10 protein-coding genes and 1 tRNA gene are annotated in these 17,460 nt (G+C 61.8%); 3 read left to right on the forward strand and 8 right to left on the reverse strand.

Translation table 11 applies throughout. The features are described 5' to 3' along the window. Positions 1-96: 96 nt before the first annotated feature. The 3 genes from QZZ60_RS02880 to QZZ60_RS02890 all read right to left on the reverse strand — a co-directional run bounded on the left by QZZ60_RS02880 (position 97) and on the right by QZZ60_RS02890 (position 2,085). Positions 97-172: transfer RNA gene (locus QZZ60_RS02880), tRNA-Thr, on the reverse strand. An 80-nt stretch (positions 173-252) separates the two neighbouring features. Next, positions 253-1,398, reverse strand: a complete 1,146-nt coding sequence (locus QZZ60_RS02885) for an ATP-binding protein (protein WP_295637552.1) — start codon at positions 1,396-1,398, stop codon at positions 253-255. A 3-nt stretch (positions 1,399-1,401) separates the two neighbouring features. Then, a complete protein-coding gene (locus tag QZZ60_RS02890) occupies positions 1,402-2,085 on the reverse strand; it encodes a response regulator transcription factor (protein WP_295637555.1) in 684 nt (227 codons plus the stop codon). A gap of 457 nt (positions 2,086-2,542) precedes the next feature. Between QZZ60_RS02890 and gap the strand changes: the two genes are divergently transcribed. Next, complete coding sequence (gene gap / locus QZZ60_RS02895) at positions 2,543-3,550, forward strand: type I glyceraldehyde-3-phosphate dehydrogenase (protein WP_295637558.1); 1,008 nt, start codon at positions 2,543-2,545, stop codon at positions 3,548-3,550. A 66-nt stretch (positions 3,551-3,616) separates the two neighbouring features. Then, the gene (locus QZZ60_RS02900; protein ID WP_295637561.1) at positions 3,617-7,075 is read left to right on the forward strand and encodes a PEP/pyruvate-binding domain-containing protein; all 3,459 of its coding nucleotides are present in this window, start codon (positions 3,617-3,619) and stop codon (positions 7,073-7,075) included. 423 nt (positions 7,076-7,498) lie between these two features. On the opposite strand, the gene QZZ60_RS02905 is transcribed toward QZZ60_RS02900, so the two are convergent. From QZZ60_RS02905 to QZZ60_RS02925, 5 genes are all read right to left on the reverse strand, one after another. After that, the gene (locus QZZ60_RS02905) at positions 7,499-9,031 is read right to left on the reverse strand and encodes a sodium/proline symporter (protein WP_295637565.1); all 1,533 of its coding nucleotides are present in this window, start codon (positions 9,029-9,031) and stop codon (positions 7,499-7,501) included. A gap of 439 nt (positions 9,032-9,470) precedes the next feature. After that, positions 9,471-10,304, reverse strand: a complete 834-nt coding sequence (folE2, locus tag QZZ60_RS02910; protein ID WP_295637568.1) for a GTP cyclohydrolase FolE2 — start codon at positions 10,302-10,304, stop codon at positions 9,471-9,473. Then, a complete protein-coding gene (gene nikR, locus QZZ60_RS02915; protein ID WP_295637569.1) occupies positions 10,301-10,759 on the reverse strand; it encodes a nickel-responsive transcriptional regulator NikR in 459 nt (152 codons plus the stop codon). Before nikR ends, folE2 begins: the two co-directional genes overlap by 4 nt. A 100-nt stretch (positions 10,760-10,859) precedes the next feature. Then, the gene (locus tag QZZ60_RS02920) at positions 10,860-12,032 is read right to left on the reverse strand and encodes an MFS transporter (protein ID WP_295637571.1); all 1,173 of its coding nucleotides are present in this window, start codon (positions 12,030-12,032) and stop codon (positions 10,860-10,862) included. A gap of 283 nt (positions 12,033-12,315) precedes the next feature. Further along, positions 12,316-14,394, reverse strand: a complete 2,079-nt coding sequence (locus QZZ60_RS02925; protein WP_295637573.1) for a sodium-translocating pyrophosphatase — start codon at positions 14,392-14,394, stop codon at positions 12,316-12,318. A gap of 270 nt (positions 14,395-14,664) precedes the next feature. Here QZZ60_RS02925 and polA point away from each other — a divergent pair, with 270 nt between their 5' ends. Next, complete coding sequence (gene polA, locus QZZ60_RS02930; RefSeq protein ID WP_295637575.1) at positions 14,665-17,331, forward strand: DNA polymerase I; 2,667 nt, start codon at positions 14,665-14,667, stop codon at positions 17,329-17,331. Positions 17,332-17,460 lie beyond the last annotated feature (129 nt).

Consider the following 17,460-nt stretch of genomic DNA (forward strand, 5'->3'; position numbering starts at 1 on the left):
ACTCCATGTCCTCTGAAAATTAGGGAGACGTTAGGGAGAAATTTATAGAACACGAAAAAAGCCCTCACGGTTGTTACCGTAAGGGCTTGATTTCACTGGAGCCAGCTTGGAGACTTGAACTCCAGACCTACTGATTACGAATCAGTTGCTCTACCAACTGAGCTAAGCTGGCGCTTCGGGCATTCTTTGTATGGGTTTTCATGGGGGATGTCAACACCGCAGAGGGCATTTCCCTCGGGAAGGCCGACTTCTCTACTGTGCGAGGGGCACGGTGAAGAGGAACATGCCTCCCGGTCCCTTTTCCGCCCGTATCATGCCGCCGTGCCGTTCGACGATGTGCTTGCATATGGCAAGCCCGAGGCCCGTGGACGAAGGCGAGACACGTTCCTTTTCCACGCGGTAGAAGCGCTCGAAAATGCGTTCGCAGTCCGCCGCCGGTATGCCCGGTCCCTGATCGGACACGGTGAAAACGGCCATGGACTCGAAGGGGGAAGGTTCTCCCGTGATGGTGATGACGCTGCCTTCGGGCGCATAGCGGCAGGCGTTTTCCAGAAGATTGCGGAACACCTGCGTGATGTAGTGCGCGTCGGCCCTGATGTTCATGCCTCTGTCCATATGGATGTCTGCGGTCAGCTTCTTCGCCTCCAGATGCGGCGAGCAGGAGTCGAGGGCGTCTTCCAGCACGAAGGCCGCGCGCACGCAGGTGAGCTGAAGGGGCACCGCGCCGCTTTCAAGCTTGGAGAGCTTGAGCATGTCTTCCACGAGCAGGGCCATGTGCCTTGCGTTGCGCAGTATGGTGCTTGTGAACTTCTGCCGGTCTTCCGTGTGATGGGGCGGAAGGTCCAGTATGGTTTCGGCAAAGCCTATGATGGTGGTGAGGGGCGTGCGCAGCTCGTGGGCCACTTCGCCCATGAACTCGCGCCTTCTTCTGCTCATGCGCACCAGATCGCTTATGTTGTGGAACACCACCACGGCATAGGGGGCGGTCTCGCTGATGAAGAGATTGTCGTGATTCTTGAGCGGCGTGATGCGCACGCTCAGAATGATGTCCTTGTCGAGCGTGATGCGGAATGCCGGAGAGGAGTGCGGGTCGGGAAGAAAGTCGTGCAGAAAGGCGTCGAGCATTTCCCGAAAGGTGGAGCCGGGCACGACGGCAGAGGCCGGCATCCCCACGGCGCTCGTGGTGAACAGGCTGCAGAAGGACGGGTTGGCCTTGAGCACCACGCCCTGCTTGTCCAGAATGAGAACGCCTTCGTCGAGACTGTCGAGAATGCTGTCGAACGGCGCGGGATGAGCCGCTTCGGCCTTGTTTGAGGCCAGGGGCGCATCGTCTGCCCCCGCCGCCGTAAGATCGGTAAAGCACGATTCCCTGTTCGGGATGATGGAAGGGGCCTTCATGCGCTATCCCTTGCAGCGATAACCTATGCCGCGCACGGTTTCTATGATGTCGGCCGCTTCGCCGAGGCGGGCGCGCAGGCGTTTTATGTGGGTGTCCACGGTTCTGTCGTAGCCGTCGAACTGATAATCCCATACGGAACTGAGCAGCTCCTCGCGGGAACGCACGCAGCCGGGATTCTTCATGAGATCCTGCAGCAGGCAGAACTGTATGGCCGTAAGTTCCACGGGTTTGTCGTTCACGGTGACCTTGTGTGCCTGCGGATCGAGGCAGACTCCGTGGCAGCGGAGCATGGGATCGTCGTCTTCCTGTATGGCTCGGCGGCGCAGCATGGCCTTCACGCGCAGCAGAAGCTCGCGGGTGTTGAAGGGCTTGACCACGTAATCGTCGGCGCCGAGCTCAAAGCCTACGATGCGGTCCACGTCGTCGCCGCGGGCCGTGAGCATGATGATGGGAATGTGTTCCGTGCTTCTGTCCTTGCCGAGTTCGCGGCATACGGCAAGCCCGTCCATGCGGGGCAGCATGACGTCCAGCAGAATGAGAGCCGGTCTGCGGCTGCGGGCCAGCTCCAGCGCGGTGCATCCGTCCGCCGCTTCCAGCGTGGCATAGCCTTCCCGCTTGAGGTTGAAGACCAGCAGATCGCGGATGTCCTGTTCGTCATCCACAACAAGAATGAGGCTTTCGCTCATGATTTCCTCAATATCGCATCAAATGAAACTTCGGAGCCTGCGACTTTCGGGAGAATGACACATTTTTATAAAAAAGAGAAGACTGTCACACAATTGACACATAACTGCCCTCAGGCGGACACTGTACGTCATTACGCTGCATTTTCATGAGGGAACAGCCAAACCTCAGAGAACAGAATGGCCGCCGTGCTCCTTGTGGCAACGGGCATGACGGCGACACCGGCTCCACACCCGCAGGAGGCCGGATAGAATCGACCCGGGATTTTCCTTTCCGTCCCGGGTCGATTCTGTTTAAGCGGCTTCTCACGGGAAGGCTGTCACGCAACTGCCATGATTCTGCCGCGCTGCGGTCACGGGTCTGCTGTAATGTTCCTCCATCAGAAGGCGTTCCGAAGTTCTCTCCGAACGTCGGGGAGGAGCGGGGCAGCCTCATGGTCGTCAAAAAAAGGATTCCCTCATGATCAGGATAGGCATCAACGGCTTTGGACGCATCGGCAGATATCTGCTTCGTGTCATGCACCTTTTCCCTCAGTGCGAAGTGGTCGTCATCAACGGCCACCGTGCGAGCAACGAGGAAATGGCGTATCTGCTCAAGTATGATTCCGTGCACGGCCGCTTCCCCGGCAAGGTGGAGTCCACGGAAAACGGCATTCGTCTCGACGGCCGTGAAATCATCATCACCCGCTGCGACAAGGGAGAATGGAAGTGGGGCGAGTACGGGGTGGACATCGTGGTGGACACTTCCGGCACGCTGAGAAAGCGTGATCTTCTGGCCCTGCACATGAACTGCGGTGCAAAGAAGGTCATCATTTCCGCCCCCTGCAACGATGCCGACGCCACCATCGTCATGGGCGTGAACCAGGACATCTACGATCCGGCCAGACACGACGTCATTTCCGCCGCTTCCTGCACCACCAACTGCCTCGCCCCCGCCGTCAAGGTCCTGCACAACGAGTTCGGCATCCTGCACGGCCTCATGACCACCATTCATTCCTACACCATGAGCCAGCGTCTTCTGGACGGCACGCAGAAGGATCTGCGTCGCGGCCGCGCCGCAGGGCTCTCCATCATTCCCACCACCACGGGCGCGGCGGCGGCCGTGGGACTGGTCATTCCCGAGCTCAAGGGCCTTCTCAACGGCGGCGCCCTGCGCGTGCCCACGCCCGACGTTTCCCTCGTGGACTTCACCTGCGAGCTCAAGACGGAAGTCACCGCGCAGGAAGTCAACGCCGCGCTCAAGTATGCCTCCGAAACCTGGCTGTACGAGGCGCTCGGCTACTGCGACGAACCTCTGGTTTCCATAGACTATGTGGGCGACACCCACGGCGGCACCATCGACGCCTCCTTCACCACGGTCATGAACAAGACCATGCTCAAAATCGTGGTCTGGTATGACAACGAATCCGGCTTCACCCATCAGCTCGGCCGTCTGATCCGCCTTGTGGCTTCCCATCTGGAAGCGTAGCGGCAGCGGCGATCTTTCGAGAATATGAGGGGGCGCTTCCCCCGCAAACGTGACTATGAGGCCTTTATGAGCATGGATACCATGAACGAAACAGGTTCCCGTTTTATCATGACCGGCGCGGACATCGTCCGCATCGGCGAATCCGCGGAAATGCTGGTGGGCGGCAAGAACTACAACACCGCGCTCATCAGCCGCGTGGAGGGCATCCGCACGCCGCAGTTCCGCGCCATTCCCGCCACGGCCTTCCATGTGGTCCTCGACGAGAGCCGCGTGAACGCCTCTCTGGTGTACGACGTGGTGGACAGAGCCATGGCCGACGTGGACTGGGCTTCTCCCGCCGTGGCTTCCGATCACGGCTTCTTCGGCAACTTCGTGCGCCGCGCAGCCGCCGAAATCCGTGAGCGCGGCGCAGGAAAGAGCGCGAGCACCTGCCTGCGCGACTTCATCAATCAGGTGGTGCACGGCTTTGCGGAATCGCAGGAGAACATCGATCAGCTCCGTCGCCGTTCCATGCTGGTGCAGGCCGCCATTCTTTCCATAAGCCTCCCCGCCGAAGTGGATGAGGCCGTGCGCCGTGCCTATCGTGACATGTGCGACGAGGCCGGAGAAGGGGAATTCCCCGTGGCTGTTCGTTCCTCCGCCGCAGGCGAGGACTCCCGCAAGAAGGCCTTTGCCGGTCTTCAGGACACCTTCCTGAACATCACCGGCGAGGACGCCGTGGCCGAAGCCTATCTCTGGGACTGCGCCTCCGCCTACAACCTGCGCTCCATGACCTACCGTCGCGAGGCCATTCTCGACGCCGTGGCTCATGCCGAGAAGGAAGGCGATCCTTCCATTGCGGAAAGCGCCCGCAAGGAATGGGCCATTGAGAACACCGCTCTTTCCGTGTGCATCATGCGCATGATCCGTCCCGTGGTGGCCGGTACCGCCTTTTCCGCCGACACCGCCACCGGCTGCCGCGGCACCACCCGCAACGACCTTGTGAGCATCGATTCCAGTTACGGCCTCGGCGAATCCATCGTTGGCGGCATGGTGACCCCCGACAAGTTCTACGTCTTCCAGCGCGACGACGGCACCGACGTGGTGCTTCGCTTCATGGGCCGCAAGACCGTGCGCATGGTATACAACGAAGGCGACGACGGCACGCACATCGAGTCCGTGCCCGCGGACGAGGTGAACAAGTGGGCTCTCGGCGAAAATCAGCCCATCGAGGTCGCCCACGGCGTGCGTGCCATCAGCAAGGCCTACGGCGGCATCATCATGGACACTGAGTTCTGCATCGACGACAAGCAGCGGCTCTGGTTCGTGCAGGCCCGTCCCGAAACCCGCTGGAACGCCGAGCTCGACGAACATCCCTACACCATTTTCATGCGTCGCAAGGAAGTGCTGCCCGAAGCCGCGGCCAAGGGTGAAGTGCTTCTTTCCGGCAACGGCGCGTCCCGGGGCGCGGGTCAGGGCACGGTGCGCTTCCTGCGTTCCGCTCTGGAACTGAACCGCATCCATCCCGGCGACATTCTTGCCGCCGAGCGCACCGATCCCGACATGGTTCCCGGAATGCGCGTGGCTTCCGCCATCATCGCCAACGTGGGCGGCGACACCAGCCATGCGGCCATAAGCTCCCGTGAACTCGGCATTGCGGCCGTCATCGGCGTGCAGAATCCCCTTGCCATGCGCGCCATGGACGGCATGCCCGTCACCGTGGACGGCACGCGCGGCCTTGTGTACCGCGGACTGCTGCCCCTGTGCGACGTGGGCGGCGAGCTGGACATTTCCAAGCTTCCCGCTACGCGCACTCATGTGGGCATCGTGCTTGCCGACGTGAACCAGGCGCTGTTCCTCTCCCGTCTGCGCAACGTGCCCGACTTTGAAGTGGGCCTGCTGCGCGCGGAATTCATGCTGGGCAACATCGGCGCGCATCCCGCAGCTCTGGAAGCCTACGACAACGGTACACTGGAAGGATTTGTGGAACGCCGTCTTGCGGAACTCGAGGACCAGGTGAGCCGTCGCGTTTCCGAACAGATCGCCGTGGGACAGGTTCTCGCGCCCTTTGCCGAGGTGCAGCTCAAGCCCTACGTGGTGCAGCTCATGGACATGGCTTCGCTCTACGCCAACACCTCCAGCGTGCCCCGCGCCGAAGCCCTTATGGCCGAGTACATGCAGCGCGCCGAGATGAATCAGGAAACGCTGCAGACTTCCGACGATCTGCGCACGCACATCCGTGTGGTCATGGGCGCGGACGAACCCGGCTCCACCGTCACCGAGGAAGAGGTGAAGGCCGCCATGTCCGCGGCTTCCAAGAAGCCTCTCGTACAGGAAGTGCTCATGCGCATAGGCGCCATACGCCGCAGCGTGGCCGCCCGTACCCACCTCGGCAAGGAAATCGAGGAAGTGCGCAGCATCCCTGAAAAGATCGAGCAGCTCATCGTGAGCAACGGCCATGTGAGCGGCCGTGATCACTACATCCGCACGCTCGGCCGCAACCTGGCGCTCTTTGCCATGGCCTTCTACGGCAAGGACATCGTGTACCGCACTACGGACTTCAAGAGCAACGAATACCGCAATCTGCTCGGCGGATGCCTGTTCGAGCACAACGAAGACAACCCCATGCTCGGCTACCGCGGCGTGTCCCGCGACATTCACGACTGGGAAATCGAAGCCTTCAAGCGCGCCCGCACGCTCTACGGCGGCACCAACCTCATGCTCATGCTGCCCTTCGTGCGCACGCTGGAACAGGCGCGTTCCATGCGCTCCTATCTGGCCGACGTGCACGGCCTGAAGAGCGGCGAGGACGGGCTCAAGATCCTGCTCATGTCTGAACTGCCTTCCAACGCCATTCTGGCCCGTCAGTTCATCAGCGAGTTCGACGGATTCTCCATCGGTTCCAACGACATGACGCAGATGGTGCTTGCCACCGACCGCGACAACGCGGAGCTTGCGCACATCTACGACGAGGAAGATCCGGCGGTCGTCTGGGCCATTCTGACTACCATCTTCACCGGTCAGAAGTTCTGCAAGAAGGTGGGCTTCTGCGGTCAGGGCGTGGCCAACAGCGTCATTCTGCGGGGCATGGTGGCCATTGCGGGCATCGTTTCCGCTTCCGTGGTTCCCGACACCTACATGCGCACCAAGGCCGACTTTGCCGCCGTGGAGGCGGAGAACATTCCGACTTCCGGCCTGGGCCAGTGGCTCCATCGTCAGCACGCCGCCAAGCTGCGCGACCTTCTGGAAAAGCACGGCTATGCCGATGCCGCCAGACTGACGGAGTCTGCCGACATCCGCGCCTGGTACGACGAGGAGGTCGGACGTCTGCACAAGGAGCTTGCCGCCTGCTTCAGCACTCCCTTTGAACATGATGCCCGTCATAAGCTTGCGGAGTTCCGCCGTACCTTCCACAAGCCCGTGACCTATGCGTCCTGGGACTGGGACGCCACGGTGTTCGACGCCCTTCAGCAGGCCGGATTCGCAAGCTGGGAAGAGCAGGCCGAAGCCCTGAGAGTCCAGCGCGAAAAGTTCGCCGCCGAGTAGGAGTCTCCTGTCCGGGCGGAGCGTACAGCGTTCCGCCCGCGCGCCGGGACAGGCGCGCCGCCGCAAGGCGGAAACTGTCCGCAGGCGGGTCCGGCGTTTCTCCCGCCTTCTCAGACGGCCGGCTTCCTCCCCCGGAAGCCGGCTTTCTGCATTTTCGGGGCTTGCAGCGTCCGGGGGAATGGAGCATCGGATTGACTGTCGTCGCGCAGCTGCAGCCGGTCGAAGAGACGGGGAGGACAGGCTCCGCAAGACGGCATCCATGATCCGGGCGGGAAGACATGGATGCAGGGAGGATGCGGGCGTCATGGGTCAGCCTGAATCGGGGCGGACGGTTTTTCTGTGTCCCGCGGAACATGGGAGCATGAAAAAGGCCTCCTGGCATATGCCAGGAGGCCTTTTTCATGCGTCTTTCATGGGGGATGATTACTTGGTGCCGTTCACGGCGTCGAAGTCCTTCAGCATGTTTTCGTCGGGCTTGTCGGTGAGCAGGCTGACTGCGACGATGACGACGCAGGCCACGAGGAAGGCGGGCAGAAGCTCATAGATGCCCCACACGCCGCCCAGAGGCTTGACGAGATACTTCCACACGAACACCATGATGCCGCCCGCAGCCATGCCGGAGAGAGCGCCCCAGCGGTTGCAGCGCCGCCAGAACAGGGCGAAGAGCATGACCGGTCCGAAGGACGCGCCGAAGCCCGCCCAGGCGAAGGAGACGATCTGGAAGATGGAGCTTTCGGGATCGCAGGCGATGACGGTGCCCACAATGGAAATGATGAGCACGGTGCCGCGCGCGGAAAGCATGGTGGAGCGGTCGGTCATCTGAATGTGGAACACGCCCTTGAACAGGTTTTCCGACACGCTGGAGGCGGCGGCCAGAAGCTGTCCGGAAGCGGTGGACATGGTGCTGGCCAGAATGCCGGCGAGCACGAGACCGGCCATGAAGGCGGGAATGACGCCGAAGGAGCTGAGCAGACTGCTCATCTTGATGATGATGGTTTCGGCGTCGGAGCCGGTCTGGTAGGGGGCGAGCGCGCCCGCCTGAATCATGGCGTAGCCGATGATGCCGATGAAGATGGCGCAGCCCATGGCGATGACCACCCAGGTGGAGCCTATGCGGCGGGAAATGGCGATTTCGTTTTCATCGCGAATGGCCATGAAGCGCAGCAGGATGTGCGGCATGCCGAAGTAGCCGAGGCCCCAGGCCAGCGTGGAAAAGATGGTGAGCGTGCCGTATTCCGAGACTTCATGGCTGACCACGTTGGTGGCGTGAGTGAGGCTGATGTAGCCTTCGAGACTGGCGGAAGCCTTGACGGCCTCCCAGCCGCCGGCCATGTGGATGCCGAAGGCCACGATGATGAACAGCGCGAGCGTCATGATGATGGACTGCACAAGGTCGGTCATGGACGCGGCCAGAAATCCGCCGAGAATGGTGTATCCGGCAATGACCACGGTGCCGATGAGCATGCCCGTCACGTAGTCGAGGCCGCAGAGCGTGGAGAACAGCTTTCCGCAGGAGGCGAAACCCGCGGCGGTGTAGGGAATGAAGAAGATGACGATGATGAGGGCGGAGATGCCCACCAGCAGACTGCTCGAGTCGTGGAAGCGGCGGGCGAAGAAGTCGGGGATGGTGATGGCGTGGATCTTTTCGCTGTAGACGCGAAGACGTCTGGCCACGATGAGCCAGTTGAGATAGGTGCCGAGGGCGAGACCTATGGCCGTCCAGCCGGGTTCGGCGATGCCGGTGAACAGGGCGAGACCCGGCAGTCCCATGAGCAGCCAGGAGGACATGTCGGAAGCTTCCGCGCTCATGGCCGTGACGATGGGGCCCATCTTGCGGCCGCCCAGATAGTATTCGTGGGCGTTGCTGTTGCGCTTGGCACAGATGAGGCCGATGTAGAGCATGAGAAGCAGATAGATGGCAATGGCTATGTATATGAAGATCTGATAGTCGCTCACGGTAATGACTCGAAGGAAAAGGGATGCGGCGTGCAGCCGAAGAAGCCCGGCAGAGACGGGAGACGATGCGACGGAGCGTTTTTCTGTGAGGAAGGCTGAGAAGCGCCGGGTCATCGCCGGAAGGAAAGCTCGCGCTTTCACGAAAATGCGGGAGACGAAGAACGGCGGAGGCCTTTTCAGAAGAGAACGCTGCAGGGCGCACACGAACGCCATGGCGGGATCAGACCGCCATGGGCTGACTTTTGTGCGTGACAGGTTCTCATGAATGTTCTCTCTTTCTGGAGATTGAGGAAAGGCCTTTCATGGGAGCATAGTCCGTTTCGGAGAAAAATAAAATCAAAAATTTTCTCCGCTGGCTGCCGTGCGCCGGAGCGTCTTGTTGAAACGCCTTTTTCCGCCGTTGTGAAGAATGGACGGTGCACGGGGCGCCGTTCCGGGGCTATCTGCCGGAAACGGAACGTTCTATGCTGGCAAAGGCGTTGTGCCCGTGGATGGACTCCTCGCTTTCCACTTCCACGCGAAACCATGTCACGTGGGCGTGCTGTTCGAGTTTCGTGGCCACGTTGCGCACCACGTCTTCCACAAAGAGGGCGTTGTCGTAGGCCTGTTCGGTGACGAATTTTTCGTCGGGCCTCTTGAGCAGCGTGTAGATGGGGGCGGAGCCGGATTCCTCGGCAATGTCGATGAACCCTTCCAGCCATTCAAAGCGGCTCATGCGTATGCCCATGCGCACCATGGCCCGCTGGCCGTGGGCTCCGGCGCGGCTGATGGCCTTGGAGCAGGGGCATACCGTGGTGACGGGCACTTCAAGTTCCAGCAGAAAGCGCGGTCCTTCCTGTCCCTGTTCCAGCTCGCCGGTGAGCCGGCACAGGTAGCGCACGGGGGCGGCCTGTCCGGAAACCGGGGCGCGGCGCGTGCGGAAATAGGGGAAGCTGAACTTCGCATAGGCCCGGTGGGCGTTGAGACGGGTGAGCACGTCGGAGAGCAGGCGTTTCATGGAGTTGTAGTCCAGCTCTTCGCCGCTGGCCTCGCGCCAGTTTTCCAGCGCCTCCACAAAGCGGCTCATGTGCGTGCCCTTGTAGGCGGCGGGAAGGTCGACGCCCATGTCCACGCTCGCCACGGTATGCTGGCGTCCCTTGTCCCTGTCCTTCACCACGAGGGGCAGTTCCACATGCTTGACGCCTACGCGGTCGATGTCGAGAGCCACGCTGGAGGGGCTGCTTTGTACGTCCAGAAGGGAAGGTGCGCCTGCGGCGTTTGAAGTCGTGCTCATGCGTGTTCCTTATGTGCGTGATCATGGAAGGCATGGCGTTCGGGCACGGCCTCTATGGCGGTGAGAGAGCAGGAGCTCTGGAGCACGCCGCGCGAGGAGCGGAGCCTGTCGGCAAACTCGTTCACCGCAGCTGCGGGACCGCGCAGGGCCATGGTTTCCAGACAGTGATGTTCGTCGAGATGCACGTGCATGGTGGCGATCACCATGCCGTGCGCTTCATGCTGAAGGGCGGTGAGGCGGGCCGGCAGGTCGTTGTCGTGATGGTCGTACACCAGCGTGAGCACGCCGGCCACGGGAGCCCTGGGATCGGAAACGATTTCTTCCGACAGCTCGCGGCGTATGCAGTGACGCAGTGCCTCGGAACGGTTGGCAAAGCCCTTGCGCTCGCTGTGACGGTCAAAGGCCGTGAGCAGATCGCGTTCCAGCGACACTCCAAAACGTACCAGTTCGCTCATGTTTTTCCCCTCTTGAAACGGCTTGTCTGACACTACACCAGCCGAGCCCGGGTCTCAAGCGTTTATGCCGCCGCCCGGCCGGGAGTCTTCTGCCGGTCGGTCAGGCCGTTTTTCCGGCTCTGGCTATTTCTCTGTCCATGAACTGGATGAGCAGCAGGGAGAGCACCGTGAGGCCCATGCCGCAGTAGAAGGGGAGCTGATAGCCGAAGGTGACCCAGAGCCAGCCGCCGAGCGGAGGGATGAGCACGGCTGCGATGTGGTTGATGGTCTGGGCAAGGCCCATGCTGGGAGCCACGTCGGAAGGATCGGCTATCTTCTGGAAGAAGGTGCGCACGGCGATGGCGAAGTTGAAGGTCAGGCTGTCGAACACGTACATGATGCCTGCAAGAATGGCGCTGTCGGTCCATGCGTATCCGAGAAAGATGAAGAAGGCCGACGTGTACTCTATGGTGAGGAGCCTGCGTTCGCCTATGCGGTTGATGATGCGGCCGATGAGCGGATTGAAGAACCAGTTGACCGCATAGTTCACCATGTAGAGCACGGCCACGGTGCGCACGGAAAAGCCGAACTTTTCCACGAGCAGGAACAGCGAGAACACGGTGAATATCTGACGACGGCCGCCCATGAGCAGGGTGAGCGCGTAGAAGAGCCAGTAGCGGGAGGAGAAGACCATGCCTTTTTTCTGCGGCGTGACTCTGGGGCTGGACGGGTCGAAGAAGAGGCAGACCGCGCCGAGTCCCACGACCACGGCTCCCATGAGCGCGAACATGGTTTCGTAGGAAAGCAGCCCCGCACCGAAAAAGACCAGAAGGGACACGCCGAGGCTTCCCCCGGCGGCAAGACCGCGCATTCTTCCCATGATGACGGGGGTGCTGGCAAGATCGTAATACTGGATCATGAGCGACTGGTTGATGGTCTCAAAGAAGTGATAGCCCGCCGACATGACGAAGACCGCGCTCGCGATGCCCCAGAAGGAGGAAAAAAGACCGATGACGGCCGTGCCTATGCCGCAGATGATGACCGAGAGCACGCAGAGCCGGTGTTCCTTCATGATGAGCATGAGCGGCACCACGAGAAAGCAGAGGAATCCGGGCACTTCTCTCAGAGCCACAACGAGTCCGTTGTCGGCGGCGGAAAAGCCGCCCACTTCCACGGCGTAGTTGGTGTAGAGGAGCGAAGAGCCCTGAAGGCCTATCGTGCTGCCCAGAGTGAGCAGGAAGAGAAAAAGGTACATGCGCGTATTGCCGGACACGCTGGAAACGATGGCTTTCATGGGACTCCTTTATTTTTTGAACGCAGGACGGCATGGGCCGGAAGAGAACCGGCGGGGGAATGATCTGTGTTTTGCCCCGTACGGAACGAAGCGGGAAAGAACGAAGGTTTTGTCGGAAAGAGACGGCGGAAAAGCGCGGGAGCTCTTTTTTCGGGGCGCCGGGCGGCAAGCGCGAAAAGGCGGCAGGGAAAGACGGATGAGGCAAAGCAGAAAGCCGCGGACGGGCCGCGGCTTTCTGAAAGACGTGCGCCTGAGGGCGGAGGGTCCGCCCTCGCGTCAGCTTTTAGGCGAGAGCCTGAAGGAGAAGCAGCGCAACGATGTTGATGATCTTGATCATGGGGTTGACGGCGGGGCCGGCGGTGTCCTTGTAGGGATCGCCGACGGTGTCGCCGGTGACGGCGGCCTTGTGGGCGTCGGAGCCCTTGCCGCCGAAGTTGCCTTCTTCAATGTACTTCTTGGCGTTGTCCCACGCGCCGCCGCCGGAGGTCATGGAGATGGCCACGAACAGACCGGTGACGATGGTGCCCATGAGCATGGCGCCCAGAGAGGCGAAGGCGGCAGCCTGTCCGCCGCAGGCCTTGATGACGTAGTACACGACCACGGGGGCGAGCACGGGCAGCAGGGAAGGAACGATCATTTCCTTGATGGCGGAACGGGTGAGCATGTCCACGCAGGCGCTGTAGTCGGGCTTGCCGGTGCCTTCCATGATGCCGGGGATGTTGTGGAACTGACGACGCACTTCAACCACGACGGCGGCGCCGGCGCGGCCCACGGCCTTCATGCCCATGGAGCCGAACAGGTAGGGGAGCAGGCCGCCGATGAACAGGCCGACCAGCACGTAGGGATCCTGCAGGGCGAAGGTCACGTCGAGGTTGGGGAAGTAGCGGCTCAGATCTTCGGTGTAGGAAGCGAAGAGCACGAGCGCGGCCAGAGCGGCGGAACCGATGGCGTAGCCCTTGGTGACGGCCTTGGTGGTGTTGCCCACGGCGTCGAGGGCGTCGGTGGTTTCGCGGATGTCTTCGGGCAGACCGGACATTTCGGCGATGCCGCCGGCGTTGTCGGTCACGGGACCGTAGGCGTCAAGGGCGACGATCATGCCGGCGAGGGCCAGCATGGTGGTGGCGGCAAGAGAGATGCCGAACAGACCGGCCTGGGTGTAGGCGAAGAGAATGCCGGCGCAGATGATGACCACGGGAGCGGCGCAGGCTTCCATGGAAACGGCGAGGCCCTGGATCACGTTGGTGCCGTGACCGGTGGTGGAAGCCTTGGAAATGCTGCGCACGGGGCGGTAGGCGGTGGAGGTGTAGTATTCGGTGACCACCACGATGAGGCCGGTGACGATGAGGCCGGTGAGGCTGCACAGAAGCAGGCTGAAGCCGTTGAAGCTGATGCCCTGAATGGTCATGTCGCCTTCGCTCCAGAACACGAACATGGTCACGATGGCGATGAGCACCGCGGAAATGACGGCCGTGGCGATGAGGCCCTTGTACAGGGCGCGCATGATCTTGCCGTCCTCACCGAGCTTGACGAAGAAGGTGCCGAGCACGGAGGCGATGATGCACACGCCGCTGATGAGCAGAGGGAACATCATCATCTTGGTCTGCAGCGCGCCTTCGAAGAAGATGGAGGCCAGCAGCATGGTGGCCACCACGGTGACGGCGTAGGTTTCAAAGAGGTCGGCAGCCATGCCGGCGCAGTCGCCCACGTTGTCGCCCACGTTGTCGGCGATGACGGCGGGGTTGCGGGGGTCGTCTTCGGGAATGCCGGCTTCCACCTTGCCCACGAGGTCGGCGCCGACGTCGGCGCCCTTGGTGAAGATGCCGCCGCCGAGACGCGCGAAGATGGAGATGAGAGAGGCGCCGAAGGACAGGGCCACGAGGGCCTGCATGATGTTTTCGGTGGGCACGCCGAAGATGGCGAGCACGGCGTAGTACACGGCAACGCCGAGCAGGCCGAGGCCGACCACCAGCATGCCGGTGATGGCGCCGGACTGGAAGGAAATGTTGAGGGCGGGAACCATGCCCTGTTCCGCAGCGGCGGCGGTGCGCACGTTGGCGCGCACGGACACGTTCATGCCGATGAAGCCGGCGAGGCCGGACAGAACGGCGCCGAGCACGAAGCCCAGAGCGGTGAGGAAGGACATGGTGAGAAGCAGCAGCACGGCGACCACCACGCCCACGATGGCGATGGTGCGGTACTGGCGCTTCAGATACGCCTGGGCGCCTTCCTGAATGGCGCCGGCAATGCGCTGCATATCCTCATTGCCGGTGGAGGCGGCGAGGATGTTTTTGGCCGTCTTGAACGCGTAGTACAGCGCAAAGGCCGCGCACGCGAAGACGATTACCAGAGAAATGAAAGTCATACATACCCCCGACAGGTAGGCTGAAAGTGGAAGAAACCAGAAAACCGGACGGGCAGGCGAACCTGCCCGGTGCTCCCTATTAAAGGAACGTCAACGATATAAAAATTCCCTGCCGATGACAAGCATCGAGGGCGGAGTTCTGCACAGGTTGCGTATTCCGCAAGAGTGTCGGAATCGGCATTTTCCCGACGGAAAAGGAGCGCTTCTGGCCTCTTGCGGCGGCCTGCGCATCAGGCTAGGATGCGTAAGACATTTTTTGAGGAGAAAGCCATGTCATTGAAGCAGCGCCTCGGTTTCACCGAAGAACCCCTCTACGTGATGGACGGAAACGCCTTTCTGTTCCGGGGATTTTTTGCCAATTCCAGCATGTCCCGTTCCGACGGCTTTCCCACTGGGGCGCTGCACATCGTGGGGCGCGTGCTGCTCAAGCTTCTGCGCGAGGAGCGGCCCAAGCATTTCGTCTTCGTCATGGACGGGCACGGCAGGCATTTTCGGCATGAGATCTTTCCGGCCTACAAGGCCAACCGTCCTCCGGCTCCGGAAGGGCTCGTCATGCAGATAGAGCCCTTGCAGAATCTCGTGCGCGCGCTCGGCATGAAGGTGCTCGTGTCCGAGGGCTGCGAAGCCGACGACTGCATCGCGAGTCTTGCCGCAAGGTACGGGAACGAACGTCCCGTGGTCATCATCGGCATGGACAAGGATCTGCGCCAGTGTCTGTCGCAGGGCGTGGTCATGTGGGATCCGGCTTCCCGCGAGGAGAAGATCGTCACGCTCGACTCGTTCCGCGAGGAGACCGGCCTTGAGCCTTCCCAGTGGCCGGACGTGCAGGCGCTCATCGGCGACACGGCCGACAACGTGCCCGGCGTGAAGGGCATAGGCGCAAAGACGGCGGAAAAGCTGTTCCGGGATTTCCGCAGCCTTGAGGACGTGCGCGACCGCATGGCCGAGGTGCCGCCTTCCATTCGAAAGAAGCTGGAAGGCAACGAGGACGCCATGTTCCTGTACCGGGAGCTCACTCGCCTGCATACCGACTGCTGCGCCGAGCCTCTGAAGGAGCTTTCCGTGGAGCCCATGGAGCGGGCGAAGGCACGCACCTTCCTTCGGGAATTTGAGATGAATTCGCTTCTTCGCGAGCTCGACAGTCTGTTCCGGCAGGGCATCGTTGCCTTTCGCGGAGAGGACGCGGAGGAGACGGCGCCTTCCGGCGCTCCTTCCGTCAGGGCGGCCCGCCAGCTTTCTCTTTTCGACGAGCCTGCGCCCGTGCCCGTCATGGACGAGGTGACGGACCCCTCCCGTCTGCCCGCCTGTGCGGGGCTCGTGGCGGCGGTGACGCCTGCGCCCGTGGTGCATCGCTCCCAGAGCCGCGGACTGTGCGTGGCCGTGCGCCGGGGCGAACACGTGACGGAATGTCTTTTTTCCGGCGACGATAGGGCGCTGGTGGCCTGGGCCGGCGACGCCGCCCTTGTGGTCACGCCGGATTTGAAGCGTCTTCTGCACGCTCATGCCGCCTGGGGCACCATTGCGCCGTCGCGCTTTTTCGACCTCGGACTTGCCGCCTACCTTCTTGCTCCCGAGGACAGGGATTACGGCTGGCCCAGCCTTTCCGCCCGTCAGGCGGAAAAGAGCGGCCTGCCCATGGAACGCCCGGCCTCCATTGCGCTTTCCCTGCATGACGACATGGTGAAGCGCCTTGAGCACGACGGTCTGCTCAAGCTTCTGCGCGACATGGAAATGCCGCTCATTCCCGTGCTCGTCGCCATGGAAGACGCGGGCATCACCATAGACAAGGCGGCGCTGAAGGACTTTCTGGATGAGGTCCAGAGCGAACTCGACGCGCTTACCGAACGCATTTACAAGGAGGCGGGGCAGGAGTTCAACATACGCTCCGCCCAGCAGATAGGCGAGATTCTCTTCAAGAAGCTGGGCCTTGCGGCGGCAAAGTCCACCAAGGGCGGTCAGGCCTCCACGTCTCAGGCCGTGCTGGAAAAGCTGTCCGGCAAGCATCCCGTGGTGGACGCGCTTCTTGAGTACCGCAAGCTGGAAAAAATGCGCTCCACCTATCTTGAGCCCCTGCCGCGTCTCGCAGGGCCCGACAACCGCATTCATACCACCTTCAATCAGACGGCCACGGCCACGGGGCGCCTTTCCTCCAGCAATCCCAATCTGCAGAACATTCCCGTGCGGGGCGAGCTCGGACGGAGAATGCGCACCTGCTTTACGGCCGGGCCGGGCATGAGACTCATTTCCGCGGACTATTCGCAGGTGGAGCTTCGCGTGCTCGCGCACTATTCCGAGGACCCCACGCTCATCGACGCCTTCCGCAACGGCGAGGACATCCATACCCGCACGGCCGCCCTGCTGCACGACGTGGATCCCTCGCAGATAGGTCCGGACGAGCGCAGAAAGGCCAAGACCATCAACTTCGGCCTCATCTACGGCATGGGCGCGCGCAAGCTCGGTCAGGACCTCGGCATCCCCATGTCGGAAGCCAAGATGTTCATCGAGCGCTACTTTGCCCGCTTTGCGCACATCAAGGAGTTCTTCGACAGCGTGGAGAAAGAGGCGAGAAAAAACGGCTACGTCACCACCATTTCCGGACGGCGCAGGCCCCTGCCGGACATGCTCTCCCAGAGCGGACAGGCGCGGGCGCTTGCCGAGAGACAGGCCGTGAACACCCTCATTCAGGGCTCCGCCGCCGACCTCATCAAGCTGGCCATGCTTGCGGTGTACGGCGACGCAGAACTGCGCCGCATGAAGGCAAGGCTGCTTCTTCAGATACACGACGAACTCATTGTGGAAGCGCCTGAGGAGCATGCCGAAGAGGCGGCCGCAAGGCTTGCCCGGCTCATGACCGACACGTCGGCCTGGGGCATGGAGCTTCGCGTGCCGCTTGTGGCGGATGCGGGCATAGGCCGCAACTGGGGCGAGGCGCATTAGTTCCGGGACCGTTCCGATCTTCCCTTTTTCGGCGTGGAGGGCGCGCATGGAGGGGACCGTTCCTTTCCGCACGATTCGGCCCCGCCGGTCTTTTTGCACAGTTTCGACAGCACGGGCTTTTGCCCGGCA

It is taken from the genome of uncultured Mailhella sp. (genome assembly GCF_905187505.1).
Taxonomy (GTDB): Bacteria; Desulfobacterota; Desulfovibrionia; order Desulfovibrionales; family Desulfovibrionaceae; genus Mailhella.

Excerpts from the sequence above, each read along its gene's own strand:
- QZZ60_RS02920 (WP_295637571.1), bottom strand. The coding sequence starts at position 12,032 with ATGAAAGCCATCGTTTCCAGCGTGTCCGGCAATACGCGCATGTACCTT.
- QZZ60_RS02925 (WP_295637573.1), bottom strand. The coding sequence starts at position 14,394 with ATGACTTTCATTTCTCTGGTAATCGTCTTCGCGTGCGCGGCCTTTGCG.
- gap (WP_295637558.1), top strand. The coding sequence starts at position 2,543 with ATGATCAGGATAGGCATCAACGGCTTTGGACGCATCGGCAGATATCTG.
- polA (WP_295637575.1), top strand. The coding sequence starts at position 14,665 with ATGTCATTGAAGCAGCGCCTCGGTTTCACCGAAGAACCCCTCTACGTG.
- folE2 (WP_295637568.1), bottom strand. The coding sequence starts at position 10,304 with ATGAGCACGACTTCAAACGCCGCAGGCGCACCTTCCCTTCTGGACGTA.
- QZZ60_RS02885 (WP_295637552.1), bottom strand. The coding sequence starts at position 1,398 with ATGAAGGCCCCTTCCATCATCCCGAACAGGGAATCGTGCTTTACCGAT.
- QZZ60_RS02900 (WP_295637561.1), top strand. The coding sequence starts at position 3,617 with ATGAGCATGGATACCATGAACGAAACAGGTTCCCGTTTTATCATGACC.
- QZZ60_RS02890 (WP_295637555.1), bottom strand. The coding sequence starts at position 2,085 with ATGAGCGAAAGCCTCATTCTTGTTGTGGATGACGAACAGGACATCCGC.
- nikR (WP_295637569.1), bottom strand. The coding sequence starts at position 10,759 with ATGAGCGAACTGGTACGTTTTGGAGTGTCGCTGGAACGCGATCTGCTC.